This is a genomic window from Streptomyces sp. NPDC007095, from assembly GCF_040634475.1.
Lineage (GTDB): Bacteria > Actinomycetota > Actinomycetes > Streptomycetales > Streptomycetaceae > Streptomyces.
Genome location: NZ_JBEYFS010000001.1, coordinates 215,832 through 241,842, shown reverse-complemented (window position 1 = coordinate 241,842; position 26,011 = coordinate 215,832). Strand labels below are relative to the sequence as shown.

17 protein-coding genes are annotated in these 26,011 nt (G+C 69.6%); 8 read left to right on the top strand and 9 right to left on the bottom strand.

What is annotated here, in order from left to right; all coding sequences use genetic code 11:
- Positions 1-173 precede the first annotated feature (173 nt).
- Positions 174-1,271, top strand: coding sequence for a magnesium and cobalt transport protein CorA (locus tag ABZ656_RS01150; RefSeq protein ID WP_101399985.1), 1,098 nt, complete (start codon positions 174-176; stop codon positions 1,269-1,271).
- A gap of 109 nt (positions 1,272-1,380) precedes the next feature.
- Here ABZ656_RS01150 and ABZ656_RS01145 read toward each other — a convergent pair whose 3' ends face one another.
- Positions 1,381-1,995 carry a low molecular weight phosphatase family protein gene (locus ABZ656_RS01145; RefSeq protein WP_360263236.1) on the bottom strand — a complete coding sequence of 205 codons (615 nt, stop codon included), beginning with the start codon at positions 1,993-1,995 and terminating at the stop codon, positions 1,381-1,383.
- Positions 1,992-3,446, bottom strand: a complete 1,455-nt coding sequence (locus tag ABZ656_RS01140) for a polysaccharide biosynthesis tyrosine autokinase (RefSeq protein ID WP_360263233.1) — start codon at positions 3,444-3,446, stop codon at positions 1,992-1,994. The genes ABZ656_RS01145 and ABZ656_RS01140 overlap by 4 nt, the downstream gene beginning before the upstream one ends.
- 288 nt (positions 3,447-3,734) lie before the next feature.
- Here ABZ656_RS01140 and ABZ656_RS01135 point away from each other — a divergent pair, with 288 nt between their 5' ends.
- The 5 genes from ABZ656_RS01135 (at position 3,735) to ABZ656_RS01115 (ending at position 10,299) form a co-directional block, all read left to right on the top strand.
- A complete protein-coding gene (locus ABZ656_RS01135) occupies positions 3,735-4,292 on the top strand; it encodes a hypothetical protein (RefSeq protein WP_360263230.1) in 558 nt (185 codons plus the stop codon).
- Positions 4,289-6,169: a DUF4012 domain-containing protein gene (locus ABZ656_RS01130; RefSeq protein WP_360263227.1), complete on the top strand. Its 1,881-nt coding sequence runs from the start codon at positions 4,289-4,291 to the stop codon at positions 6,167-6,169. Before ABZ656_RS01135 ends, ABZ656_RS01130 begins: the two co-directional genes overlap by 4 nt.
- Positions 6,162-6,995, top strand: coding sequence for a glutaminyl-peptide cyclotransferase (locus tag ABZ656_RS01125; RefSeq protein WP_360263224.1), 834 nt, complete (start codon positions 6,162-6,164; stop codon positions 6,993-6,995). Before ABZ656_RS01130 ends, ABZ656_RS01125 begins: the two co-directional genes overlap by 8 nt.
- A 278-nt stretch (positions 6,996-7,273) precedes the next feature.
- Positions 7,274-8,746, top strand: coding sequence for a sugar transferase (locus ABZ656_RS01120; RefSeq protein WP_360263221.1), 1,473 nt, complete (start codon positions 7,274-7,276; stop codon positions 8,744-8,746).
- A gap of 293 nt (positions 8,747-9,039) precedes the next feature.
- Positions 9,040-10,299, top strand: coding sequence for a hypothetical protein (locus tag ABZ656_RS01115; RefSeq protein ID WP_360263218.1), 1,260 nt, complete (start codon positions 9,040-9,042; stop codon positions 10,297-10,299).
- Between the two features lie 219 nt (positions 10,300-10,518).
- Here the strand turns inward: ABZ656_RS01115 and ABZ656_RS01110 are convergent, their stop codons facing one another.
- Positions 10,519-11,379 (bottom strand): class I SAM-dependent methyltransferase, encoded by an 861-nt coding sequence (locus ABZ656_RS01110; protein ID WP_360263215.1) that lies wholly within the window; start codon positions 11,377-11,379, stop codon positions 10,519-10,521.
- Positions 11,380-12,081: 702 nt separating this feature from the next.
- On the opposite strand from ABZ656_RS01110, the gene ABZ656_RS01105 reads away from it, so the two are divergent.
- Together ABZ656_RS01105 and ABZ656_RS01100 are read left to right on the top strand one after the other, a co-directional pair.
- The gene (locus tag ABZ656_RS01105; protein ID WP_360263212.1) at positions 12,082-13,584 is read left to right on the top strand and encodes an O-antigen ligase family protein; all 1,503 of its coding nucleotides are present in this window, start codon (positions 12,082-12,084) and stop codon (positions 13,582-13,584) included.
- On the top strand, positions 13,581-14,936 hold the full coding sequence (locus tag ABZ656_RS01100; protein WP_360263209.1) for a polysaccharide biosynthesis C-terminal domain-containing protein: 1,356 nt from the start codon (positions 13,581-13,583) through the stop codon (positions 14,934-14,936). Before ABZ656_RS01105 ends, ABZ656_RS01100 begins: the two co-directional genes overlap by 4 nt.
- Here the strand turns inward: ABZ656_RS01100 and asnB (ABZ656_RS01095) are convergent.
- From asnB (ABZ656_RS01095) to ABZ656_RS01070, 6 genes are all read right to left on the bottom strand, one after another.
- Entirely contained in the window at positions 14,915-16,804 is a 1,890-nt protein-coding gene (gene asnB / locus ABZ656_RS01095; RefSeq protein ID WP_360263206.1) for an asparagine synthase (glutamine-hydrolyzing), read from the bottom strand. The genes ABZ656_RS01100 and asnB (ABZ656_RS01095) overlap by 22 nt on opposite strands.
- Positions 16,805-16,865: 61 nt before the next feature.
- Positions 16,866-19,148: a bi-domain-containing oxidoreductase gene (locus ABZ656_RS01090; RefSeq protein ID WP_360263203.1), complete on the bottom strand. Its 2,283-nt coding sequence runs from the start codon at positions 19,146-19,148 to the stop codon at positions 16,866-16,868.
- A 1-nt stretch (position 19,149) separates the two neighbouring features.
- Positions 19,150-20,355 carry a glycosyltransferase gene (locus tag ABZ656_RS01085; protein WP_360263200.1) on the bottom strand — a complete coding sequence of 402 codons (1,206 nt, stop codon included), beginning with the start codon at positions 20,353-20,355 and terminating at the stop codon, positions 19,150-19,152.
- Positions 20,352-22,214 carry an alginate lyase family protein gene (locus tag ABZ656_RS01080; RefSeq protein ID WP_360263308.1) on the bottom strand — a complete coding sequence of 621 codons (1,863 nt, stop codon included), beginning with the start codon at positions 22,212-22,214 and terminating at the stop codon, positions 20,352-20,354. Before ABZ656_RS01080 ends, ABZ656_RS01085 begins: the two co-directional genes overlap by 4 nt.
- A 97-nt stretch (positions 22,215-22,311) precedes the next feature.
- Positions 22,312-24,231, bottom strand: coding sequence for an asparagine synthase (glutamine-hydrolyzing) (asnB, locus tag ABZ656_RS01075; RefSeq protein ID WP_360263197.1), 1,920 nt, complete (start codon positions 24,229-24,231; stop codon positions 22,312-22,314).
- Between the two features lie 2 nt (positions 24,232-24,233).
- Entirely contained in the window at positions 24,234-25,829 is a 1,596-nt protein-coding gene (locus tag ABZ656_RS01070) for a glycosyltransferase family 4 protein (RefSeq protein WP_360263193.1), read from the bottom strand.
- Positions 25,830-26,011: the final 182 nt, after the last annotated feature.

Below are 26,011 nucleotides of genomic sequence, written 5' to 3'. Positions count from 1 at the left end.
GACGCCTTGGCGCGGGCCTGACGGCGCGGGTGTGATTCCTGACGCCCCCCTGACGCCCCCGGCACCGCGGGGCCGGGCGCGGGGCGCACGCTCGAACCGGGCTCTGACGTCGGTCTTACCCCTTGCTGGCACACTGGCCGTCCGTTCCGGGAAATCCGGGGAAGGAGTACCGCATGTCGATGGTCGGCAACCTGCGCAAAGTCGCCCGTCTGGCACGCGGCGGACGCCGGGTGGACCTGAGTCACCCCGCCCGCTCCCCGCTCGGCTCCGCCGTCGTCAACTGCGTGATCTACCGCGACGGCGTCCGCCAGGAGGCCGCGCCCAGCGTCGAGGAGTCCGTCGCCCGGGTCCGCAAACGCGGCGGCCAGGGCTTCGTCTGGCTGGGGCTGCACGAGCCGACCGAGACGGAGTTCGCCCGGGTCGCCGAACTGTTCGGCCTGCACCCGCTCGCCGTCGAGGACGCGGTCCACGCCCACCAGCGCCCCAAGGTCGAGCAGTACGGCGACGTCCTGTTCGCCGTCTTCAAGACGGTCTCCTACGTCGAACACGCCGAACTGACCGCCACCAGCGAGGTCGTGAACACCGGCGAGATCATGGTCTTCGCAGGCCCCGACTTCGTGGTGACCGTGCGGCACGGACGGCACGGCTCCCTCGGCCCCCTGCGCGAGGACCTGGAGGCCGAGCCGGAGCAGCTGGCCAAGGGCCCGGCCGCGGTGCTGCACGCCATCGCCGACCACGTCGTGGACGACTACCTGACCGTCACGGACGCCGTCCAGGACGACATCGACCAGGTGGAGACGTCCGTCTTCTCACCCCGCGGTGCCAAGGGCGCCGACGCCGGCCGCATGTACCAGCTCAAGCGCGAACTCCTCGAACTCAAACGCGCGGTGGTCCCCCTCGGCCGCCCTCTCCACATCCTGGCGACCGAGCCGATGCGCCTCATCGCCCCCGAGATACAGGCGTACTTCCGTGACGTCGCCGACCACCTGACCCGGGTCACCGAACAGATCACCGCCTTCGACGGCCTCCTCGACTCCATCCTCCAGGCCCACCTCGCCCAGGTCTCCGTCGCCCAGAACGAGGACATGCGCAAGATCACGGCCTGGGCCGCGATCGTCGCCGTACCGACGATGGTGTGCGGCGTCTACGGCATGAACTTCGACCACATGCCCGAACTCCACTGGCGCTTCGGATACCCCCTGGCCCTCACGGTGATCGCCGCGGCGTGCTTCGTCATCCACCGGGGGTTCAAGCGCAACGGCTGGTTGTGACCGCGGACCGGAGAAGTCCCTGTGTCCGGAGGCCAGGGATGCGGACCCGGGCCGGACCTTCTCGAAACCCTCTCTCGCTCGCGGTCGAACTCCCCGATGGACCCCCGGTTCAGACGCTCGCCCCGCCGGTCAGCAGCCGGGCGAGCGTGCTCACCGCCCCGTCGATCTCGCGGGCGCATCCGTACAGGACAGAATGGGGTCTCCCCCACGGGTCCGAGATGTCGTCCTCGGCCGGCGGGACCGGGGCGGTGGCACCCCGACGGCCGGCCGGGGCCGCGACCACGGCGTCGAAACCGTCCACGACCCGCGGGACCTCGCCGTCAGGTACGCCGCCCTGCGCGGTCGCCGCGCTTTCCCCGCCCCGCACTTCATCGGCTCCCCCCACGGCGAGCCGCACGAACTCCTTCAGGGTGAAGCAGCGTCGCATCGCCGACGGCGCGAGCCGCACCGCCGCCTCCCGGTGCTCGCGTGCGAGCCCGAGGACCAGCGTTGCTCCCGCGACGAGTCGCGCGGTGAGCGGGCGGGCGGTGAAGCCGGAGCCGTCACCGCCCAGTTCCTCCAGTACCGCCCTGGTGGAGGCCTCCATGCCGGACCAGGGCCGCGCCTGCGTTCCGGCGCTCTCCGGCCTCAGGGCCGAACCGGGCGGAAGCCTCGCGGACAGCAGCCGCTCGGCGAGCACCGAGCGGTGCACGTTGCCCGTGCAGACGAACAGGACCCGGGTCATTTCCCGCTCGCGAGACGTGTCGCCGCGGCGGCTTCCTTCCGGGGGTCCGACACACGAGGAGCGGGCAGCTCGCCGTACGACCCGTAGGTGCCGTAGCGATCGCCCCGGGGCACCGGAGCCATGTTGAAGACGGTGCCGAGGACGCGGACACTCACGCGGTCCAGCGATTCCGCGGCGGTGCGGACCTGTTCCCGGCTGGTCTTCGCGGCTCGGACGACGAGCAGCGCGCCCTGGGTGAAGGAGGCGAGTCCGAGGGTGTCGGCGACCGGCAGCAGCGGCGCGGTGTCGACGATCACGACCTCGTAGGTGTCCGCCAGTTCGCGCAGTACCTCTTCCATGCGCGCCGAGGCGAGCAGCTCCGTGGGGTTCGGCGGTACGGCGCCGCTGGTGAGAACCGAGAGCCGGCCGTCGGCCTGCTGCATCACGTCCTCGATGCGGGCCTGTCCGATGAGCACGGTGGTCAGACCGGCGTCCTGGACGAGACCGAAGGTCGACGCCACGCACGGTCGGCGCAGGTCGCCGTCCACGAGGCAGGTGGAGAGACCTGCCTCGGCGAGCGAGAGGGCGAGGTTCACCGCGGTGTTGGTCTTGCCCTCACCAGGCATCGAACTTGTCACCGCGATGATCCGGGGCGGCTCGTCGACCTGCGCGAACTGCAGGTTGGTGCGCAGCTTGCGGAAGGCCTCGGCACGGTGGGAGTGCCCGTCGGCGCTGACGAGCGGTTGTTTGGGGACGTTCCTGTCGTACGGGATGGTGCCGAGACCCGGCAGTGTGGTGAACTCGCCCAGCGCCTCGCTGGTCTTGAGGGTGGTGTCGAGGGTCTCGCGCAGGGTGACGAGTCCGGCACCGAGCAGCAGGCCGCCGAGCACTCCTGCGGCCAGGTTCAGCAGCGGGCGGGGTGAGACCGGACCGGTGGGGGCGACGGCTTCCTGGGTGACGCCCAGGGAGACGGGCGAAGTGCCGTCGCCCGTACGGCGGTTCTTTCCTGACTGCTCCGAGCCGGGCGCGGGCTTGGGCGCCTCCAGTCGCTCGACGACCGCGCTGAACCGCTGCGCCACGGCGTTGGCGATGCGCGCCGCACGCTCGGGCTCGGTGTCCCGGACGGTGATGTCGATGAGCACGGTGTTGAGCGGGGCGACGGCGGTGATCCGCGACGCCAGTTCCTCCGGAGTGGTGCGCAGTCGCAGCTCCTTCACCACGGGCCGGGTCACCTGACGGGTGGTCACGATCGCGGCGTACGACTGAACGCGCGCCTGCGAGAAGCTCTGCCCCTGGTTCATCTGGGCGGTGTCGTCGCCGGTGCGGGTGGCGACGAAGAGCTGGGTCCTCGCCTCGTAGACGGGTGTGCTCAAGCTCGTCGCGGCGAGCGCCGCCCCGGTCGCGAGAACGAGACAGACCACGACGGTCGGCCAGCGTCTGGCAAGAGCCTTCAGGAATCCGTGGAGATCCAAGCTGCACCCCTCATGGGACCGAGGGAACCACCCGAAATGGAATGTTCTGTTCCCTATGTACGCAGCCGACGATAGGGACTCGCGCACGTCAACCGGGGGAGCCACCCCTGTGTCGGCCCGCCGAACGTGGGCCATTGGGAAGTGAGCGCTCCACCATCCGGTGGCTTCTGGCGGGCGTCACGCCAGTCGGTACCTATATATCCCATTTATTCCATGTATCTAGATGTTGGTACCCAGATCCTGCTCACGGCCGACGCTGCGGCTTGGCCCGGACTGAAGTCGAGGAGAGTGAAGAAGATGACGACACCGCCCAGATGGCGGGTTGCTCTGGCATCGGCAGCATCTGCTGCCGTGCTCGTCGCGGCACCGCTGGTGGGGGCGCAGACCGCCCATGCGCAGTACCCGCCACCGCCCCCGAGCCTCACCCTCAGCCGCACCACGCTGCCCGCCGGAAGTGCACTGACCTTCCGCGGCACCGGCTTCGCCGCCAGGCAGCTGGTCACCGCGGCGCTGTTCTCGAAGGAAGTCGACCTGGGCAGGTACAGGGCGGACAGGAGAGGAGTCGTCAGAGGCACGGTGACCATCCCCAGGCGCACCGTGCTGGGCCGCCACACGTTCAAACTGATCGCCCGCCACCCCAGCCTGACGCTTTCGGTCCGCATCAGGGTGCAGGGCAGGGTCGGTCGGCCAGGCGGCGAATCCGGCGTTTCGTGGAAACCCCATCACCGCCCGAACCTCGCGGAAACAGGCAGTGAAAAGGCGCTGGCGCTGGGCGGCACCGCGGCGGGGCTGGTCGCGGCGGGCGGGGGCACGATGCTGGCCGTGCGCCGTCGCCGCAGTTCATGACGGAGCAGGACATCGGCACGGCGGAACCACGGCGTCCCGGCCCCGGCCGAGACGCCTTCCGCATGCGCGGGCCCGGCCGCTCCCGCAAGGGGGCACCGGGCCGCCGTCGCGTGCTCAGGAACACCCTGCTGGCCGCCGCGGCGCTTCCCCTGGCCGGCGCCGTCTGGATCGGTGTCACCGGGCTGCTCGCCCGTTCGGAGCTGATCGCGGCAGGACGGGACCTCGACGCGCTGCGGCAGTCGGTGGCGCCCGTGCCCGGTGCCGCCTCCGGTGCCGTGCCCGCGTCCGCCCGGGAGCGGGAAGTGCGTTCCGCCGCTGCCCACGCCGCTCGGGCGCATCGCCTCACCACCGGCCCGGCCTGGTACTCCGCAGCCGCGCTGCCCTTCTTCGGCGGCCCGTTCAGGACCGTGCGCGGGGCCGCGTATGCGGCCGACCGGCTGGCCGGCGATGTGCTGTCCCCGCTGGTGCGAGCCTTGCCGGCGCCCACGCCGGACAGCCGCGGTGACGGGATGTCCGAGGCCCTCATGACCTTGCAGAAGCACGCACCGGAAGTCGTCCGGGCCGCCCGCGCCGCGGTCGAGGTGCAGGCCGACGTGCACGGGCTGCCCCGGTCCACCTGGTTGCCGGCGGCCGACCGGGCCCGGGCCGGGCTCGCGCGGCAGGTCGACCGCCTCGGCCCGGTGATGACCGACGCCTCCCTGGCGGCCCGCGTCCTGCCGCCCATGCTCGGCGCCCAAGGGGAACGGCGCTATTTCCTCGCGTTCCAGAACATCGCCGAGGCGCGTGGTACCGGGGGCGTTCCGGGGGCTTTCGCCGTGCTGTCGGCCGACCGGGGGCATCTGTCCTTCGAGCGGTTCGGCAACAACACCGAGATGGCCACGACGAAGACGGACCTCGACCTGGGAGCCGACTTCACGGCCCGCTACCAGGGCAGCGAGCCCACCCGCGTGTGGGCCAACTCCAACATGAGCCCGCACTTCCCCTACGCGGCGCGCATCTGGGCCGCGGCGTGGCGCGAACATACCGGCGAGCGCGTGGACGGCGTGTTCGCCGTCGACCCCGCCACGCTGAGCCGTTTGCTGCGCGTCACCGGCCCGGCCCGCATGGCGGGCGGCACCGAGCTGACCGCCGACAACGTCGTGGACCTCACCGAACGGGCCAGCTACGCGATGTACGACGACGTCGCCCGGCGCAAGGCGTTCTTCGTCGAGGCGGCCCGCGCCGCCGCCGGACCCCTGATCACGTCGACCGGCGACATGCGCCGGCTGCCCGCCCTGCTCGTCGCCCTGAACGACGCCCAGCGGGAGGGACGGCTGAAGGTGTGGAGCGCGCATGCGGCGGAGCAACGTCTCATCGAGTCGCGCCCCTACGCGGGCACGCTTCCGGAGACTCCCGGCCCCTTCGCGGGGCTGGTGGTGAACAACGCGGCCGGCGGCAAGTTGGACTACTACCTCGACCGGAGCCTGACCTGGGAAGCGGGCGCCTGCTCCGGCGGCGACCGCACGGTCACAGCAATCATGACCCTGACAAACCGGGCGCCGGCCTCCGGCCTGCCCGACTATGTGACCTTGAGGGGGGACTCCCCTCCCTACCGCACCCGGCCGGGCGACAACCGGCTCCTGGTGTCGTACTACGCGGGCGTCGGCGCCACCCTGACCGGCGCCACCCTGGACGGCCGTCCGGCGCAGCTCGCGCCCGGCGTCGAACGTGGCCACTCCGTGTACACGCTGGACCTGGAGCTGCCCGCCCGCTCCCGCCGCACGCTGGTGCTGCACCTGCTGGAGCCGCACGCGGACGGCGCCCCGGTCCTTCTGCGGCAGTCCCTGGTGACGCCGCTGCAAGCCACTCTGCGACCGGGCGGTTCCTGCCGTGTCTGAGCGCCCGTGCCGCACCGGGGCGGCCGTGCTCGTGGGTGTCCTGCTGCTCGCGTCGTGCGCGGCGGCAGAGCGCGCCCCGGACGACCCGGCAGGCGGGGCCGCGGGTGGGCGGCGGGTCGCCGCCCACCGGGTCGAGCACCTGCGGGTCAAGGTGCTCAAGACCTTTCCGCACGACCCGCAGGCGTTCACCCAGGGACTCGAGATGGCCGGCGACACGCTCTACGAAGGCACCGGCATCTCCAGCCGGTCCTCGGTACGGGCAGGGCCTTTGGGCAAGAAGCCCACGGTCCGCACGGCACTCCCCGCGCCCCTGTTCGGTGAGGGCATCACCGTGGTCGGCCGAACCCTGTGGCAGCTCACCTGGCGGAACCGGACCGCCATCGAGCGCGACGCCAGGACGCTCGCGGAGCTGCGTCGCGTCCCGTACCGGGACGAGGGCTGGGGCGTGTGCCTCGAGCGGGCCCGGCACCGGCTGGTGACCAGCGACGGTTCGTCACGGCTGACGTTCCGTGACCCCAGGACGCTCGCGAAGACGGGCGAGGTCGCCGTGACCGAAGGGGGTCGCCCGGTGACGGAGCTGAACGAGCTGGAGTGCGTCGGTGCCGCCGTGTATGCGAACGTGCTCTTCACCGACCGGATCGTGCGCATCGATCCCGCCACCGGAGCGGTGACGGCGAGCATCGACGCCTCGGGCCTGCTGCGTGACGACGAACTCGTCCCGGGGGCCACGCTGAACGGTATCGCGGCGGTCCCCGGCACGGATCAGTTCCTGATCACGGGGAAGTTCTGGCCCAGAATGTTCCGTGTGGTGTTGGTCTCGGGCTGACGAACGGGCGGCCCCCGCGCATGCCAAGGCGGCTGGGCTCGTAAAGGTCCGCACGCCCCCGTGCGACCCTCCAGCACCCTCCCGCGGAAGCGCCCTGCCGGGGACTCTCGCCTCTCGGACCCGGCGTCTGCATATGCACCAGGCATGGAGATCTGCTCATCGGGTGAGAGTTGCCCGCAGCCCAGCGTCGCGCCCCGCTGTTCGGCGGGCGGCCATTCACACTCGAATAGTCCTTTTTTGATGCGCTTGGAGGGCGAATGTGGCTGTTCGGGGAGACGATGCCCCACGTACCAGTGGCAAGACCTGCGCAGGCACAGGTCATCCGGGAGCGGCCGCCGACCGGCCGCCGCACCGGCAAGCCCGTCTGGTACGCGCCGGCCGCCGTCATCGGCGACGTGACCGGCGCCGCCGTGCCGGTGTATCTGGCCTTCGCGCTGACCGGCGGCACGCATGCCGCGGCCTACGCGATGGTGGCGGCCGCAGCATGGCTTCTCGTGCGCGGCGCACGGGACCGCTACGGCGAGCGCTGTCTCGGTGAGCGCGACAACATCGGCCCCGCGCTGCAGGACTGGCTGGTACTGGTCGGACTGCTCGCGGTGGTGCGGGCGGCGACAGGCGAGGAGTCCCCGTTCCTCCTCGCGCTGGCCGCCCTGGTGCCCTGCGCCCCGATGAGCGCCGCCGTACAGAATCTGATCCACCGCCATCTGGCCGCGCGACGCCGCGACGGCCGGGCCGTCCGCAGGGCCCTGGTGATCGGGGAGGCGAACGCCGTCGACGGTCTGGTGAGCCACCTCGCGAAGCGGACGGACCACGAGTTCGTCGTCGTCGGGGTGTGCCCGATCGGCGACGAGGACCCGCACGCACTGGCCCCGGTCGCCACCCGTATCGGCCGGCAGGCACCGCCGCGCCCGTCGGCCGACTCCGCCCCGGTGCTGGCGGCGGCCCGGCGGCTCTACGCGGACGTGGTCCTCGTCGTGCCGGGACCGTACATGAACGGAACACGCCTGCGGCGGCTGTCGTGGGCGCTGCACGGCGAGGAATGCCCGCTCGTTGTCGTACCGGGTCTGACCGAGGTTGCCGGGCGCCGGGTGGGCGTCCTCTCCGTGGCCGGGATCACCATGCTGAGCGTGGCCCCGCCCCTGAGGCGGGGGCTTGCGACGCTGCTCAAGTCGGTGACGGACCGGCTGGGCGCGGCGCTGCTGATCGTGCTGCTCGCCCCGGTGTTCGTGGCGGTGGCCCTCGCCGTTCGGATGGACTCCCCGGGCCCGGTCGTGCACCGGCAGACGCGCATCGGACGCGGCGGAAAACCGTTCACCATGGCCAAGTTCCGCACCATGGTCGCCGACGCGGAGCGGCTGAGGCATCAGCTGACCGGGACCAACGAGCAGGACGGCCGCATGTTCAAGATCCGCCGCGATCCGCGGATCACCCGCGTCGGCCGGGTGCTGCGCCGCTGCTCCCTGGACGAGCTGCCCCAGCTGTTCAACGTGGTGCGGGGACACATGTCCCTGGTGGGTCCGCGACCGCCGCTGCCCGACGAGGTCGCCGGTTACGACGAGGTGGAGCGGCGCCGGCTGGCCGTCAAGCCGGGACTCACCGGCCTGTGGCAGGTCAGCGGCCGCTCCGACCTCTCCTGGGACGAGACGGTCGCCCTGGACCTCAGGTACGTGGACAACTGGTCCCCGTCGGGGGACCTCGGGGTGCTGTGCCGGACGGTGGGGGCCGTCGTGGCGGGCAGGGGCGCCTACTGAGCGGCTGCCCGCCCCGCCACCACACCCGCCACCACGCCCGACAGCACCGACGGCATCCACACCCGCCACCACGCCCGACAGCACCGACGGCATCCACACCCGCCACCGCGCCCGACAGCACCGACGGCATCCACACCCGCCACCGCGCCCGACAGCACCGACGGCATCCACACCCGCCACCGCGCCCGACAGCACCGACGGCATCCACACCCGCCACCACGCCCGACAGCACCGACGGCATCCACTGACGTCCACGGACATCCACCAGCACCGGCGATCCTCCTGGAGGGCCCATGCCGACCGGAATCCCCACCGACCACTCGCCCCGGGACCGTTTCGGCCCGGACCACCGTGCCCCGGGCCGCCTCGGCTCGCCCAACGAGGCCACGGACGTGCTCGCCCTGGCGGACCGGCTCTTCCGGTGGGCCGACGCCCGCGACTGGGCGGGCCCGGACCCGTACGACGGGCTGACCGGCCCGCTGGGACGGCTTGCCGTGCACCGTGTGCTTCGGCAGGCGCTCCTGCAGACCGTCAAACGCAGCCGGATCGACCTGCGTCCGGCCCTGGGCATTCACCCACTGCGCACCGCGACGGCCGCCGGAACCGCGGCCGGCGCCTGCGCCCGGCTCTCGTCCTCCCCCGTGTGGCGGGAGCGAGCCCTCCGACTGGGCCGGTCGGCGGCCGCCGAGCAGCTGTCCGGGCGCCACGCCGGGCTGTGGCGCTACGAGTTCGACGTGCAGACCCGCTGGGCGTACTACCCCGCCTCCGTCCCGAACCTCGTGGCCACCACCTTCTGCGCGGACGGCTGTCTGGACACCGGGACGCTCGACGACGAGGCGGTACGGTGCCTTGCTCACGGGCTCCTGGAACACCTGTACAACGGCGAGTTCTTCACCTACACACCGGCCAGTGACGTCCTCGTCCACAACGCCAACCTCATGGGTGCCGCGCTCGCCGCCCGCCTGGCCCGCACCGGGACGCCGCCCGCCGATCTGGCGAACCGCCTGACCGATGCCGCGTACGGTGCCGTCGAGGTGAGTCTGCTCGGGCAGCGCCCCGACGGCTCGTGGCCCTACGGACGGGGCCCGCGGCTGGGCTGGGTGGACGGCTTCCACACGGGGTACGTGCTGCTGCGCCTCGAACAGGCGGGAACGCTGCTCGGCGTCGACGTCCGACGCTCCCTCGAACGGGGAGTGGCCTACTACCTGCGGCACCTGTTCGACGGCCCCCTGCCCCGCTACTTCGCGGACGGCCGGAGCAGACGGGACCCGAACAACGACGCGACAGCGGTACGGATGGCGGCGTGGGCGGCCGAACACGGCTTCGCCGCGGCCGACTTCGCGTACGCCGTGCTGGCGGCCGTGGTGGACCGCTACCCGGGCCTCAACACGGACACGCGGGCTGGCGGCTCCCACGAGAACAGGGCCCTCTGGGAATCACCCCGGTGGAGCACCGCTCCCCTTCTGGACGCGCTGACCGCTCTTCACACCGCCCTGCCAAGGCGGCCACAGCCCGCCGCCGTGGCCGTTCAGCCGACGGCGGCCGCCTCGTAGCCCGCCAGCACGTCGCCGGTCAGCTGAGCGCAGGCATCGTCCAACCGCAGAAGACGGTGCGTCGTCGGCCGGGCTCACGCTGCTGGGTATCTGCCGGCCCGCGTCCGAGTGCCCGCGCACTGCTGACAGCAACACCGGCGCCTACCGGTCCTTCGTCGCGGGACCGCACCGTTCCGCGGTCGTCTCGGAGGTGTTCGTCGCCGCCGACTCATCGGTCCGTCACTTCGGCCTCATGTGGACCCACAGGTGCCAGCCCGCGACGCGGCCACCGGGAAGAGGGTGGACTGGCAGCGGCGGTGCGTGCATGAAGTGCTTGTGCACCCGAACGAGAGAGAAGTCCGGGAAGTGCTGACGCGCCGTGCGCACGTCGTAGACGCGTGAGTGCGGGTTGTCCGGCCCGTCGGTGTTGTGGTGGATGAACTGCCGCATCCTCAGATAGCTGCACAGCCCCGCCCGGCGCGCGTTCCTCACATGTGCACCGACGACGCCGGAGGGCTTGAACAGACCGGCGCGGGCCAGAGGATAGATCACCGCCAGCGCGGCCCGCCGGAGCAGGCCGATGGAGAGCAGATAGTTCAGCGACCATCGCGCATAGAGCATTGCCACCAGTTCGCCTCCGGGGCGGAGCACCCGGTGGATCTCTCGCTGGGCCGCCAGGATGTCTGGAACATGGTGGAGCACGCCGTGGCTGAAGACCAGATCGAAAGAATCCGCCGGGAATGGAAGATCCAGGACATTCGCACGATGCAATCCCTCCCAGGGAAGGTTGCGCTGGGTCAGCCGTGTTCTGACCCTTTCCACAGAAGTCTCGGTGAGGTCGACACCCGTCCACAGTGCACCGCGGCGAATGAGCTGTTCCGACTCCGCTCCTTGGCCGAGGCCGATTTCGAGCACCCGCCGACCGGCGACATCGAGACCATCGAGGCACCCCGGAATGTGCGGCTCCAATCGGTACTTGAATGTGTCATACCGTGTGAAAAATTCTTCGTACTCACATCGGCCACCTCTGGACGCCCCGCCCACAAGATGATCACCGCACGGATGCGCCGACCAGAATTCGGCGATTTCCTTCTCTCGCATGTCGCCCTCTCACTCCGGTGATACAGCAGACGCCAGGACCCGAAACAACGGCAATGAATTCCGGCTCGCGATGCCACACCACGTCAGGATGGTCACACAGCCGACAATCTCAAGCAGGTGGACGCAAGGCAGCGCGCCCGAACGAACGGCTTCTTACACGAGCAGCTCATTCGGCGTGGCAATTCGGCCGGGAAGGTGCGTCGCCCAGCATCGTAGAGGAGCTTGTGAGACTAGCGTGTCTCTCCGTGACTCGGCGCGGAAGAACGACGTGGCCGGACGGATATTTGGAGATCCAGTGAGTGTTTGGAATAGCGGCGATGTGACGGCACGTGAATCCGAATCCCCCCTGGGGCCCCCCGAAGAACTCGAAAAATGTGCTGATCGATTTTTCCGTTTCCGGGACAACGGCGACTGGACCGGACCGGACCTTGCGCCCCATGTGACGGACTCGGCGCGCTCAGCGGTGTCCGTCACACGGGGCGCAGAGGCAGGACAGCGGCCAGGCGGCTCCTGGCCGTGCGCCGGGTTCGTGAACTGCGTGTCGGCCGCTGTGACTCACGGATCTCCCGACGGGGCGAGTGGGCCACGTTACGCCGCCGTCCCGAGGTCGCCCATGTGGACATCGCCGCGACGGAGTCCGGCCCCGTTTCTCGACGCGCCGACCGGGTTGTGCGTGGCCCGGAGCAACAGGTGAACGCCCCGATGACGGCGAATCAGGCCCGGAAACTCAACCTCTCGACCGTCTGCCCCGTCCTCTTGGCAGGAGCCGGCACGGCGACACTGGGCGCTTTCCTCCTCTCCCCGAGCGTGCCCTCGACAGTCCTTCTCTCCGTTGTGATGGTGACGGCGTTCGCCCTGGTGGCCAGCCGGAGGCCGCTCGCCGCCGGCCTTGTCTGGCTGGTTCTCTCTCCCGTCCTCTACCCCTTCGCCCGCTATCCGCAGTCGGGGGCGCTGCTGACGTTCGACCGTGCGTACCTGAGTGCCCTGGCTCTCATGCTCCTGTTCACCAGGGGAGTCGGCAGGCCGGGTGCAACCGGTGTGCGAGCCTTCGTCAAAGCGTTCACGGTGTTCGCGGTTGTCTTCCTCTTCCGTGCCCTGACCACTCACCCGGGCACCCTGGGCGCGCTGCAAATCTTCATCGACGCGATCCTGCTCCCCTGTATCGCCTTCGCGGTCTGCCGCCGTACGGCGGACAGCCCCGGGCGACTGCGGGCGTGGGCGGCGGGATTGATGGTCTGCGGCACCTGCGTGGCCCTCCTCGGCATCACAGAGCACTTCTTCGGATACGAGCTGGCGACCTTCAGCGGCGGAGTCGTGCGAACCGACACCGAGGTCGCCGGGTTCGTCCGCGTCTCCGGGCCTTACACAAACCCGGAGGTCTATGCGCTCACCCTGGCCCTGACGCTCGCCGCGACGCTGTTCTGGTGGACGAGCGCGAGCACCGATGGCTCACGCCGGAAGGGGGCTCCGGCCCTCGTGGGCCCGCTGCTGGCCGCCGTACAGATCATGGGCATGGCGTTCTCGCTGTTCCGGGTGGCCTGGGCCTGCGCTCTGCTGGTCGTCTTCCTCGGACTCGGCCTACGGATCGGGAAAAGGCTGAGACTCGCCGCCATGGCCGTCGCCGTGACCCTGGGGGCACTGATCCTCTTCGTACCGCTACAGGACAGCGACCTCTTTCGTGCCCGAATGGGCAACACCGCCAACGTGGCCGGCAGGTTCGCGACCTATCAGGTAGGTCTGGACATCTGGCGTTCGGCCCCAATCGCCGGAGTGGGGATCAACCAGTTCGTCGAGGCACAAAGAGGGGTCGGCGCCAAGGTGGTGTGGGGTGTGCGGTCGGTGCAGTCTCCTCACAGCTCGTTCGTCGGGACCCTGGCGGAACAGGGTGTACTGGGATTCACGGCCCTCCTCGCCGTATGCGGATATGGCACCAGAATGCTCCGTCGGCTCGGCCGGGCGGCACGTAAGGATGCGACGTGCCAAGTGCTGCACGCCGCCGTGATCGCCGGGGCCCTGGCCTACCTGGCCTTCTCCGTCGAGCTGACGATGCTGCCTCTGGGGCCGAGCAATGTCGTGCTGGCGGTGCTCCTGGGACTCGCCGCGTCGGCCGTCGACACGGCCCAGCGGCGCCCAGCTCGGCAACAGGCCACGCGGGCGGGCGCGGAACGTGCGGTTCGAGCGCGGCTCGTGGAGTCGGCCTCATGACCGGCGGCGTCGGCGCCGCCGTGCGGACGCGCGCCAAGGTGAGGACCGCCTGTTCCTCCCCGACGATTCGTCAGGCCGCCGGCTTCGCCTGCTCGAGTGCGTTGCTCGGCGGACTCGGCATGCTCACATCGGCGCTGCTCGCCAGGACCCTGGACGTGGACGCCTACACGAACTACGCCTTCGGCAAACAACTGCTGCTGTTCAGCGCGATGTTCTTCGAGTTCGGGCTGTTTCTGCCCGCGGCGCGGATGCTGGCGTGCTCGGATCGGGCGGATCGGCGTCGCATCACCGGCGCGGTCGTGGCGTTCCTCGTGCCGGTGTCGGTCCTGTTCGGCTTCACCGTCTTCGCTCTGTCCTGGATCGTCGACGCCCGCTTCAACGTTCACGCGGGCCCGGCTCTGAGACTGGTGGCCTTTGTCTCCGTGGGTTACCCCCTCGACTTCGTGTGCCTGCAAACAGCACAGGGACTCGGGCGGCTCCACACCTACTCCATCGCCTCCGTACTCTCGCGGACGGGCTTCCTCTGCGTGCTCACGACCATGCCGGCGTTGGGGGTACGACTGACGCCGGCAGGGGTTCTTCTCACGGACGCCCTGTTCCTGCTCGCCGGATGGGCCGCGCTCCTGGCGTACCTCCAGCCCTTGTTCTGCGGCCTTCGCGAAGCCATGGCGCGGATGGTCCGGGGTGCCCGTGAATTTGGCTTCTCGGCCTACATCGGTCGGGTACTGAGTATGGGTACGTACCACATGGACACACTGATGCTCGGTGCCGGCAGCGATCCGCGTTCGTTCGCCTGCTACATGTGCGCCGCATCGCTCGCGTTCCCCATCGGGCTTCCGGGTGCGGGGCTGGCGACGGCGCTCTTCGGGCGGTTCACCCGACAACCTCGTGTGGAGCTGCACTGGGTCGCGGCGGTGACCGCGATGAGCGCCGTACCGGCCGTCGCATTGAGCGTGCTGGCCGAGCCATTGGTTCGGCTGGTCTATTCCGAGAAGTTCTTGATGGCGGCGGGCCTGGTACCGGTCCTAGCTGGGGCGCAGGTGATCGGCGCCGTGACCCGACTGTTCAACACCTTCCTGACGGCGCATGGTCTCGGATCCGGCCTGCGCACCGCGGCGATCACCCTGACGGTGTCCAACCTCGTCCTCAATCTCCTGCTGATTCCGGCATTCGGAGCCGCGGGAGCGGCGTGGGCGAGCCTTCTGGCCCTTGCCGTCAACCTGCTCGTCCACCTCATCGGATACCGGCGTGCCGTGAACGCAGCAGAGATCGTCCTCCCGGTCGGCAAGGCGGGCGCGGGGACGAACCCCGGAAACCGTCCGGCGACAGGTCAGGGCGCGGCCGCTCGGTAGCCCTGGAGGGCCTCCTCGACCCTCCCGTCACCGTCGACGTTCCGTTCCCACCACATCGCCGCGCAGAACAGGCCGAAAACGGCGAGTCCGCGCTCGCGTTCCCCCGACACGTGCTCGGATACGAAGCAGTCGGCGGTCCGCCGGTCGAGGAGCTCGTCGAAGATCCCTGCCTGCCGCACCCGCGACCAGAGGTGCCGCCCGTGCTGCCTCAGCAGGGAGCGGACCGGGGCTCCGAAACCCGTCTTCGAACGCCGCGTGACGAAGTCGGGAACCCCCGCGGCCGACGCGGCGGCTCGGAACCGTGCCTTGCCGTTCCCGGGCCGGAGCTGATCCTCTGCCCGCACGGCGAGCGCCGAGGCGATGACCGGTTCGCCGAGGAACGGCACCCGCAGCTCCACGCTGGCCCGCATGGACGCACGGTCCGCGTACAGAAGGTTGAGGCCCGGCAGGAACAGCCGTCGGTCACACTCCGCGACCGCGCTCAGTGGGCTCGCTCCCGCCGCCAGCAGAGGGTCCACGATGTCACGATGGGCTGCCGTGACCTCGTCCAGGTCGACCTTCAAAGACAGTTGTGCCCATTCCTCGGGGCTGAAGTAGGCCTGGCTCCCCCACGCCCAGTCGCGAGGACCGAGGACGCACATGCGGCCGAGCTTGTCCACGCGTTCGCGGAATCTCCCAGGGACCGGACCCGCCGACGCCCGCCCGAGAAGGAGCCGACCGGACGCCGGAATCCGCTGCAGCATCCGCACCGCCTGGTACCGCTCGTATCCCAGGAAGATCTCTTCCACACCGACCCCGGAAAGCAGCACCGTCGCTTCGTCGCGGGCGGCCCGCGCCAGGCGCATGAGCGCGATGGCTGCCGGGTCGCCGAACGGTAGTTCCATCACCTTTACCATCTCGGGGATCTGTCGCAGTACGTCGACATCGAGATCCACCCAGTGCGGCGGTACGCCGAGGCGACGGGCCACCCTCTCGGCGTACGGGGCGTCACCCTCGAAGGGCTCCGCCGAGCCTTCCCGCGGCAACGCCTCACGCGCCGAGAAGACGGGGCCCGAGAATCCCGCCCGGTGCAGTTCCACGCCCAGCCACGTGCTGTCGACTCCCCCGCTCAGCAGGAGCCCCACCGGGACATCCGCCCTGACCTGGCGTCGCACCGACTCGCGCACCGCCTCACCGATGTCCTGCGCCGGCGCGGTCTCTTCCGCCTGCCAGACCAGCCGAGGGCGTGCGTACCTGGGGGGCCGCAGGCAGTGCACGGAGCCGATCGGTGCCGCACGCACGCCGAGCCAGCCCGTGCGAGGGGGAGGCGTCCACAGGAACATCGCCCCCTGCGCGACGGCCACGGGATCGACATGGTCGGCGAGGCCGATCGCGCGCAGCGGAGCAACCTCACTCGCCAGGGCGACGATGCCGCCCGAAGTGTCCGAGGCGACGTAGAGAGGCTTGATTCCGAGCCGGTCGCGCCCATATCGCACCTGTCCGTCGGGCAGGACCTGAACGAAAGCGAACATTCCGTCGACCTGACCGAGCAGACCTGCGGCATCGGGCTGGAGCAGCAGTTCATAGAGGACTTCGGTATCCCCTTCGGTGGTGAACCGGACGCCTCGGGACCGTAGCGTGCTCCGCATCTGGGGAACGTTGTAGATCTCCCCGTTGTAGACGAGGAACCCTCGCTCGGCGTCGCCGAAGGGCTGGTCGCTGCGGGGGCCGACGTCGACGATCGCGAGTCGGCGGAAGTGCAGTGACGCGTGCCAGTCCGGGCCGTGGAGGTCCTGATGCCCGGATGAGTCCGGGCCGCGGTGCTCGATCGTCGTGCAGGGGTCGCACCCGGCCGCACCTCGGTTGAGAACCACCACGAAGCCGCACATCAGGCCTCCGTCATCGCGCTTGGCGCCGGAACCACTGGCAGAACGGCCGTTCCTCGGGGACTCATGCGCCGGAGCCTCCCGTCGTACCCACGGCATCCGGACGTGTGATGCCGGTTTGCTCCGGAACCCCACCCTCGGGCCTCCCGGCTCCACCGGCGCGGGGTGTGCACCCGAGGGCCTCCGCGAGCGCCGGGGTGGTGGGCGCGACCTCGGCCTGGCCGCCTCCCGCGAGGGCGGTGGCCGCCCGGCATGCGACGAGCGAGCTCCACAACGCCAGCCGGAAGTCCGCCTCAGCGACCTTCTGGCCCCGCAGCAGCCGCGTCAGGGCCCGCATCTCCTCGGCATGTCCCTTCGAGGCTCCCTGATAGACCGACTCCGACTTCTTCCCGCGCTTCCACAGCGTCAAGGAGGCGAAGTCCTCGATCCTGGCGGCGACACCGTCGCCGGCCACCTCGATGAACTCCTTGGGGGCCCCGGGCGGCGTGGTGCCGCCGTACACGATGGAAGCGGTCGAGGAGTCCGCGTAGACGACCTGCACAGTCACGCTCTGGGCCGACACCGGGTCCCTGCTGTCCACGCCCGTGGTGGTCACGCTCACCGGCCTGTCCTGGACGAGGAAGTTCGCCGTGTCGATGAAATGGCAGACCTCGCCCAGCAGCCGGCCGCCCTGCCGCTGATCGAAGTACCAGTGGTCCTCGGGCAGCCGGCCGGCGAAGACCCGATAGGCGACTTGGAGCGGCGCCCCTTCGGGCAGGGCGGCACGCAAGTCCCGGACGGCCGGCGCGAACCGCCGGTTGAAGCCGGCGAGCGCCGGGACGCCGGACCCGGACCAGGCGGCCGCCACCTCCTCCAGCTCCTGCTCCGAGAGACCCACGGGCTTCTCGCAGTACAACGCGATGCCGCGACGCAGAACTTCTGCCGCGTAGCGTCCATGGCTGTCATGACGGGACAGCACCATGACGCAGTCGGCCTCGCCCGACGCGAGTCCGTGCTCGGCGCTCTCTGCGACGCTGCTGAACCCCCACCGCCTGCTCTGCTGGACGGCCGTGAGCCCTCGCGCGCTCGCCACCCATGAGAACCTGACATTCCCGTCCCGGCGCAGATGAGGGAACAGCATCTTGGTGGCGAAGTTCCCGGCCCCGATGGCGGCGATCCTGGCTTCCCCGGCGGGTGGTGACCATGTGGCGGGCCTGCCCTTGTACCGCGGGGGCTCGGTCACCTCGGCGGTACCGGGATAGCGCAACAGCAGTGCGGCGCGCCGTCGTGGCCGTTCCGTGTTCAGGACGCGGTACGCCTCGGCGGCGTCCTCGACGGCGAAGACCCGGGGGTCGAGGCTCTCCAGGTCCAGCCTCGGTACGAGCCTGAGGACTTCGGCCAGGTTGCGGCGTTCGGTCCACGGCACGTAACCCTCGGGATACTCGTCGCCTGCCTCCTCGAAGCGGGGGTCGTACCGTCCCGGTCCGTACGAGCGGGAGTAACGGACCGACAGTTCCTTGTGGTAGTACGACGACCGGGGCGGGGATACCTTGACGTCTCCCACGATGACGACGGTGGCCCGGTCACGCGCCAGAGTCCCGGCCAGCTCGACCGGGTCGGTGCTCGAGGTCGCCGCGGTCACCAGCACCGCGTCGGCCCGTGCCCCGCCCCAATGACGCGCGACGGTCCCCGCCAGGTCCTCCGTCTGACGGGGGTGGGCGACGAATCCGCCGGTCCGGGCCGCGTCGATGGCTGCGGGATCCTGGTCGACGCCGACCGTGTCGTACCCGTAGGCCCGCAGGAGCCGCAGGGTGAGCTGTCCCACCAGCCCGAGGCCGATCACCACGACACGGGATCCCGGAACCGCCTCGGCCTGATGGATTCCCTGGAGTGCGATGGCACCCACGGTGGCGAACGCGGCCCAGCGGTCCTCCACGCCTTCCGGTACGGGCACGACGAGGTTACGGGGCACGGCCACGATCTCCGCGTGGGAGGCGTAACCGGCTCCGCCCGCGGCCACACGCATGCCGGGGGCGATGTCATCGACTCCTTCCCCGACCGCGATCACCTCACCGGCACAGGAGTACCCGAGTGTCATGGGCCGGTCGAGCCGGTCCTGGACCATCCGACAGGTCTCGACGACGCCCAGTTGCCGCGCCATGTTGAGAACCTGCCGGACCTGGTCGGGACGCTGGCGCGCCTTTCCCACGAGGCTGCTGGCGCCCGTCTCGAGGGTCGCCCGCTCGGTGCCGGCGCTGATCAGCGAGTAGGTGTTGCGGATCAGCACGGCGCCCCACTGCACCACCGGGGGCGGGATCTCCGCCACGCTGATCGAACCGTCGCGGGCCGACAGCAGTACTGCCTTCACGTCAAGCGCCTTTCGGAAGACTGGACGGCTCAGCCGGCCGCCCCTGTTCGGTATCGGGCCGCACGTCCCCCGCAGTGGCGAACGCACGGTACAGACGCGTCAGCGTCCTGCTCTCGGTCTCCCAGGAGTAGGTGCCGCGTACCTTCTCGGCATTGCGCCGGAAGATTTCCAGGTCATGGGCGACCTCGCGCAGCGCGCGAGCCACCGACGCGGAACTCGACGGATCGAAGAGCGCGCCCACCGGGCCGACCCCATTGCCGAGCACGGCCCTGCGGACCTCGGGAAAGTCACTGCCCACCACGGGCAGACCGGCCATCAGGTATTCGAAGAGTTTGTTGGTGTCACCCAGGTAACAGTTGAGATGGGCGTTGGTGAGGGCGACAACCCCGACGTCCGCTGCCGCGGTGTAGGAGAGGAGCTCGTCCACCGGTACCGCGGGGAGGATGCTGGTGCGGTACTCGATGCCGCACTCCGCGACGATCTCGTGCAGCTTCCGCACGCTGTCGTCGCGGCCGAACCCGATGATCACCCAGTGCCACTCCGGAAGATCCCGCAGCGCGGCCGCGACGGTGTCGAAGCAGCGGGAGTCGAGGTAGAAGCCTCCCTGGAAGATCAGCACGAGCCGGTCGCGCGGAATGCCCAGCCGACAGCGGAGGTCCTTTGGCTCGACCCCAGCGTCCGGTGTACGGGGGTAGTTGCCGACGACCACGGGCCGGCTTCCGTGCAGTTGCTCCAAGTAGGCCGCCCGCGAGGGATTGGTGGTGATCCTGGCCCGCGAGCGTCGCCAGACCGTCCGCTCCCACCGCTCGATCACCTGTCGCACCGGCCATCGGTGCATGCAGGCCTCCAGCTCGTGTGCGTCGTAGACCAGTGCGGCTCGGTGGCGGCGCGCGCACAGGAGGGCAGGCAGGCTGAGATGGAGGTTGTGGCAGTGCACGACGTCCGGCTTTCCGCGGATGATGAGCAGTGAGGCGCGCAGGAGCCCGACGCCCGCAAGAGCCAGCCGCAGCAGCCTGGGAAGGTTCCTCCGTGGAAACGGCAGGACGTCGTAGAGGACGCCTTCCTCGACCAGGCGGTCCCGCCGCGCGACACCAGAATCGAAACCCACGACCCGTACCTGGTGCCCGTCCGCGGCCAGGGAAGCTGCTTCCCGTCGCACACGCGCATCGCTGCGGAGATCGGAGACCACAGCCATGACGATTTTCATCCCTGTACTCCGTCCGCCAGACGGAACCGCAGTGCCCAGGTGACCGGGCCGTCGATCTGGAGGGTGGCGCGGAGGACGTGTGCGGTGACGACCTGACCGTAGGCGGGCGACCAAGGCATCTCTTCGACGCGGAAGGAGAGCTCGGGTCCGGTGGTCTGACTCATACTGACCAGCTTGTCGTCGGCGATCAGCAGGATGTGGCCGCCATGCGGCTCCGCACGCACGCCCGGTGCCAGAGGAATGTTGACCACGAGTGTGTGCCGGGCACGGCAATCGATGTCGTCCGCGACCGTCAGCCCTTGCCGGTCGAGGGTGAAGCGGCGCCGGTGCACAACCGGGTCACCGAGCCTGCGGTATCCGTCGTGGACCGCCTCCAGGACCTGCCGACCGCTGCCGTCTTCGTGACGATCCACCACCCGGGCCCGATCGTCGTCCCGCATGGTGAACAGCAGGTCGGGGTCGAAGCGGTTCTGTTCCTCGCCGTCCACTTCGACCGTGGAGTGCGAACGCGTCGAGCGCAGGAGATTCCGCAGATCCGGGTCGGGGGTGTATGCGCCGGTTCCGGGATCCGTGACGATCTCCCGACCGTCCACGCACAGCACGAACGACAGCGTGTCGTTGTGCCCGTGGCCACCGTTGCCGCGCTGTCCCACGCCCCCGCACTCCGTGAGACACCAATACGGCCCGGCGGTGAGCACGTACCAGCCGGCCGCCGGAAAGAACGTGGCCGGTGTACAGGCACCGCCGCTACCGTCCCGCGCCCCGCACCACTGTGCCAGTTCGGGTCCCCCCGACTCCTGGGAAGTGGCCGTATCACCCAGAACAGTTGCGGCGGCGAGGATCGGGGACGGGTCACGGGGGTCCCGGCCGGACTGCAGGCCCACCACGAGACCGCTGTCGTCGTCGCCCAGGGCGGGAAGCAACCCGTCGGGTTTGGTGAGTGCGGACAGCACCCCGACAGCCGACATCAGACGTTCCCGGACCTCGGGACGAACGGGGATGCCGAGGCGCTGCAGCGCGAGAAGACCCATGAAAGCCAGTTCCGTCGAGAGACGGTGATATCCGGTGGAAGCCTCGAAGTTGGAGCCGTCGTCGTGGAACTGCTTGAGGACTTCCCGCTGCAACTGCCGACTGCCCGCACGAAGCCACAGCCGCCCGGCGGTGCTGTGGCGCAGGGCTCCGCCCGTGTGGACCAGGCCGACGAGATCCGCAAGGTAGTGGTTGCTGGTCAGTCGTTCGCTGTATTCGAGGTTTTCCAGGATGTAACGCCCGTGATCACGCAGTATTCCGCCGACTAGAGCCGTGAATTCGGAATCACGGAGTACCTCGGCCGACCAGACCAGGTTGGTAGCGCGAATGCCGGCTTCCATCGCATTGGTCCAGTTCGGCCCCCGGCCGGCCGGATTGGCCGCTGTCCACGAGCGCAGCAACCTCATCGCGCCGTCGCGGTACCGGCAGTCCCCCGTGTACCTGTACGCGCGCGCGAGGGCCACCAGCCATTGGAGGCGGCTTACCTCCCACGGAACCTTGATGTCCGCCCGACCCACAACCGGACCGAGGAACCGATGACCGTGGGCCGGCCACGTGAAGCCGTGGACCGGGTCGCGATGCCAATCCCGACCGTTCGTGCCCAACGTCACGGTTCCGTATCCGAGTACCGTGAACGTGCTCTCGAGCGCCGCGTCCGCCTCGCGCAGACAGCTCTGAAGCTCCGCGGGAGTCGGCCTCGGTAGGGCGGTCGTGCCCGGACCCAGTACGAACGGCCGCCAACTCTCCGCAGGCGCGGGACGGGGTTGCGCCGTCCGTTCCCGTCGGTCGGCGAGAGTGCGACATCCAGCGCGATAGAGGCGCGAGCCCACAGCGGCGACGAGTACGCGCGGCGGAAGCGCCGAAGCGGTCGCGATCCGTTGCCGCACCTTCGCCAGGCGTGGGACTGGAGGTCGGTAGCGAGCATCGTCAACCTGCGTCAACGGTGCACCTGCCGAGCATCTTTTCCGTCAACTCATCCGGTGAATCTCCTTCGATCCAAATCCGGTGCCACACAGCGAAGTTGAGGATGGGCCACAAGACCCACTCGTTGCGTGCACGGCCGGCCCGGTGGTCGGCGACCATGCCGGCGAGGGTTTCGATACAGAAGTAACGCCTCATCGACGAGCCGGTCAGAAGATCGATGAGCACCTGCCCCATGGTCCCTCGCAGCCAGTGAGCAGTCGGAGCACCGAAGCCCTGTTTGGCGCGATTTGCCACCCGCTCGGGCATGATGTCGGCGAGGGCGCGGCGCAGGACCACCTTGGTCCGCCCCTCATCCAGCTTGTGGTGGACGGGCAGCCGGTAGGCGAACGCCACGAGATCGGGGTCGAGGAACGGTACCCGCGCCTCCACGGAGTGGGCCATCGAGAAGCGGTCGATCCGCATGAGCAGCAGCTCCGGCAGACGCAGGGCAAACTCGTAGTGCTGGGTGTCGAACGCGAGAGTCTCCATGTGTGTCTCGTCGATCGCCGGCTCGGCCGGTGTCCACGGCGGGTCGTACTGACGAGGCACAAGCACCGCCGAGCGCAGCGACCTGGACAGACCAAGCGGGTAGTGCATCGGGAGCTGTCTGCCGTGCGCGGCTGCAATGAGGGTGTCGAAGGTCCAGCCACGACGTGATGCGGGCACCAGATGCGGTACGACCCGGCGGGCGGCCGCGGGCAGTGCCCGTACGGCTCGGAGCGCACGCTGTAGACGCATCACACGGGCATAGGCGGGATAGCCCCAGAAGAGCTCGTCGGCCCCCTCACCCGCCAACACCACGGGGACACCGCGCTGGCGACTCAGCTCGCACACGAACCCCAGCGGCATGCAGACTGGATCCGCCAGCGGCTCGTCCTGGTGGTGCACCATCGCCGCCAGCGCCTTGATGGCATCACGTGGCGACACTGTCACTTCGTGGTGATCAGTGCCGAAGTGTCGTGCCACCCAGCGTGCTTCGTGTCTCTCGTCAAGCGCGGGCGCGTCGGTGAAGCCGACCGAGAAGGTGGACGTGCGAGTGGCCCTCTCTCGGAGCAAGGCGACCAGCGCTGTGGAGTCGAAGCCTCCGCTCAGCAGGACACCGATGGGTACATCACTCATCAGCCGTGCCTGCACCGACTGTTGCAGCAAGTGCCGCACCTGCGACGCCGCCTCCGGGAGGGACACGTCGAGAAAGGTGCGGTCCGCGGTGACGTCCCGGAACCGCCAGGTGCGAACCCCGGTTGCGTCACACGACCCGGCCGTTCCAGGGGCCAGTTTGTTGATGTCCCGGTAGAGGGTCCCTGGCGAGGGCGTGACGAGATTGGCGAGGTAGCTGTCCAGCAGGCTGGTGTTGACCTCTGCCGTGATCCGAGGGTGCGCCAGGATCGCCTTCGTCTCGGAGGCGAACAGGAAGGTGCCGTCCTTGACGGTCCAGTAGAAGGGCTTCTCACCCAGCGGGTCCCGGGCGAACAGCAGGCGCCCCCGGGCTGGATCCCAGAGGGCGAAGGCGAACATCCCTGTCAGATGTTCAACGCACTCGTCGCCGTAGTGCCGGTATGCGTGAAGGATTACTTCGGTGTCGCAGTTGGTGCGGAAGCGTGCTCCTCGGCTTTCGAGACGTCGGCGCAGAACCGCATAGTTGTAGATCTCCCCGTTGAAGACCAGGCACTCACCGCGCTCGCCGAACATGGGCTGTGCGCCGTGCGCAAGGTCGACGATCGCAAGTCGCCGGTGCCCCAGGCCCAATCGGCCGTTCTGTGTCACGTGAACCCCCGCGCCGTCCGGGCCGCGGTGTCCCAGCGTGTCACGCATCCGTACGACCGTGTCAGGCGTGACACTGCCCACCGCTCGCCCGTACTCGTAAACCCCTGTAATCCCACACACGGTCAGCCTCTTTCCATTGCCGGACGGGGGACGGGCAGCGGTAACCGGGCGAGGATCTGTTCTGCCCGCCGGTCCCACGTGTGTTCTTCGAGAGCCTCACAGCGCGCGTTGGCGCCCCAAGCCGCCCCGCGGTCCGGCATGGCCAGCACCCGGGCGATTCCCCGCGCGATGTCCGCCGGATCGCCCGGCTCTGCAAGTACCGCGGTCACGCCGTCCTGGAGGATCTCGCCGATCTGGCCCAGTCGGCTGGCAACGATCGGCCTGCCCAGCGCCATGTATTCGAAGAGTTTGATGGGTGAGCCGAAGAACGGGCCGTTTCCCGCCCATTGGTGTGGAGACACCAGGACATCGCATCGGGACAGCACGTGAAGTGCTTCCGTGCGGGGCAAGCGGCCGGTCCAGGTAATGCGGTCGTGGACGCCGAGCCGACGGCCCAGTTCCTCGTACTCAGGGCGCTGTTGTCCGTCGCCGATCAGAACAAGCTCAACATCCGCTGGGAGATTCCGAAGGCTCTCGATCGCCACCTCGACGCCGTGCCACGGGTCGAAGCTCCCGCTCCACCCCACCAGCGCGCCCTCGCGGATCGGCATCGACGAAGGTGCCGGAATGGAATCGGCGTCGACCGCGTTGGCGACCACCGCCACGGTTGCCGGGTCGGCTCCCGCGTGCCTGGCCATCTGCGCCGAGGCCTGGGACACCGCCGCCACAACGGTTGCACTGCCGACCGAGTACCGTTCGACCTGGGCCCCTGCCCTCTGGAGCAGCCGGTTCAGCGGGCCTTGCCGACACAAGTTCCGATTTGCCCAGACGGCCGAGTTGTTCCACTCCAGCACCAGCGGGACGCCGAGCTCCCGGCTCACATCGGCGCCAACGCGGCAGAAGTAGGCGTGGCGCTCGTAGACGAAGGCGGGCGGTGTACGGCGGGCAAGGGCGAGGGCGGCACGACGCATCGAACTGTTGGCGGCCACCCAGGCGGACCCTCTGGTGAACCGAGCACTGCGTGGCAACGGCGCGGCGACCTCCACCACATCCACCGCGGATCGCAACTGCTCGGGCGGTTCGCCGTTGGTGACCAGGGCAACCTGCCAACCGAGTTGCCGGAACCCGGCGAGGATGCCCGACACATGGCTGACCGCCCCGCCGACCCGGGTCTCGCCCGCATCCCGCCACAGCGCGAGCACCCACGGCGCCTCGTGCTGTTCGGCCGGGCGGGTGCCCTTTCGGCGGTCGGCCCTGTGGGCGGTCAGGCCCCGCAGGACATGGCTGGGGGCGGTGACGGCGTCCAACGCGCAGCGGAACATCAGCGGCGCTGCACCGCCGACGGACAACTTCTCACCGGGGCGGCTCGCGTCGATGATTCTCCGCTCACTCACGGGCGACAACGCGACAAGCAGTTCGTAAGGGGTCGCATAGGGTCGGCGGGCCGCGTCGTTGCAGAACAGCGCGACGCCCGAGATGCCATGGCGCCGGAGATCGGCGCAATAGCCGGGGAAGTTCCGGACAGCGTCGGACGCGGCCATGACCAGTGCGGGTTCCTGGCCGAAGATGGTGGCGGCCGCAGCGCTGACCCCGACGACGTGGTAGCGCGACTCGGCCAACACCGCCCACCGCCGACGTCCGCTCGAGTCAGCTTGTCGAACATGATGCGCAGTCAGCGGAACCTCCAGGGCGATGTGTGCGCTCCAGCGATGCGAGCGTATGGGCCAAAACTGCGCCAGTTACACCGATACGCACCTTTTAGGTGCATGCTCTCCTAAAGAGTGACGGTGATACTCCGTGT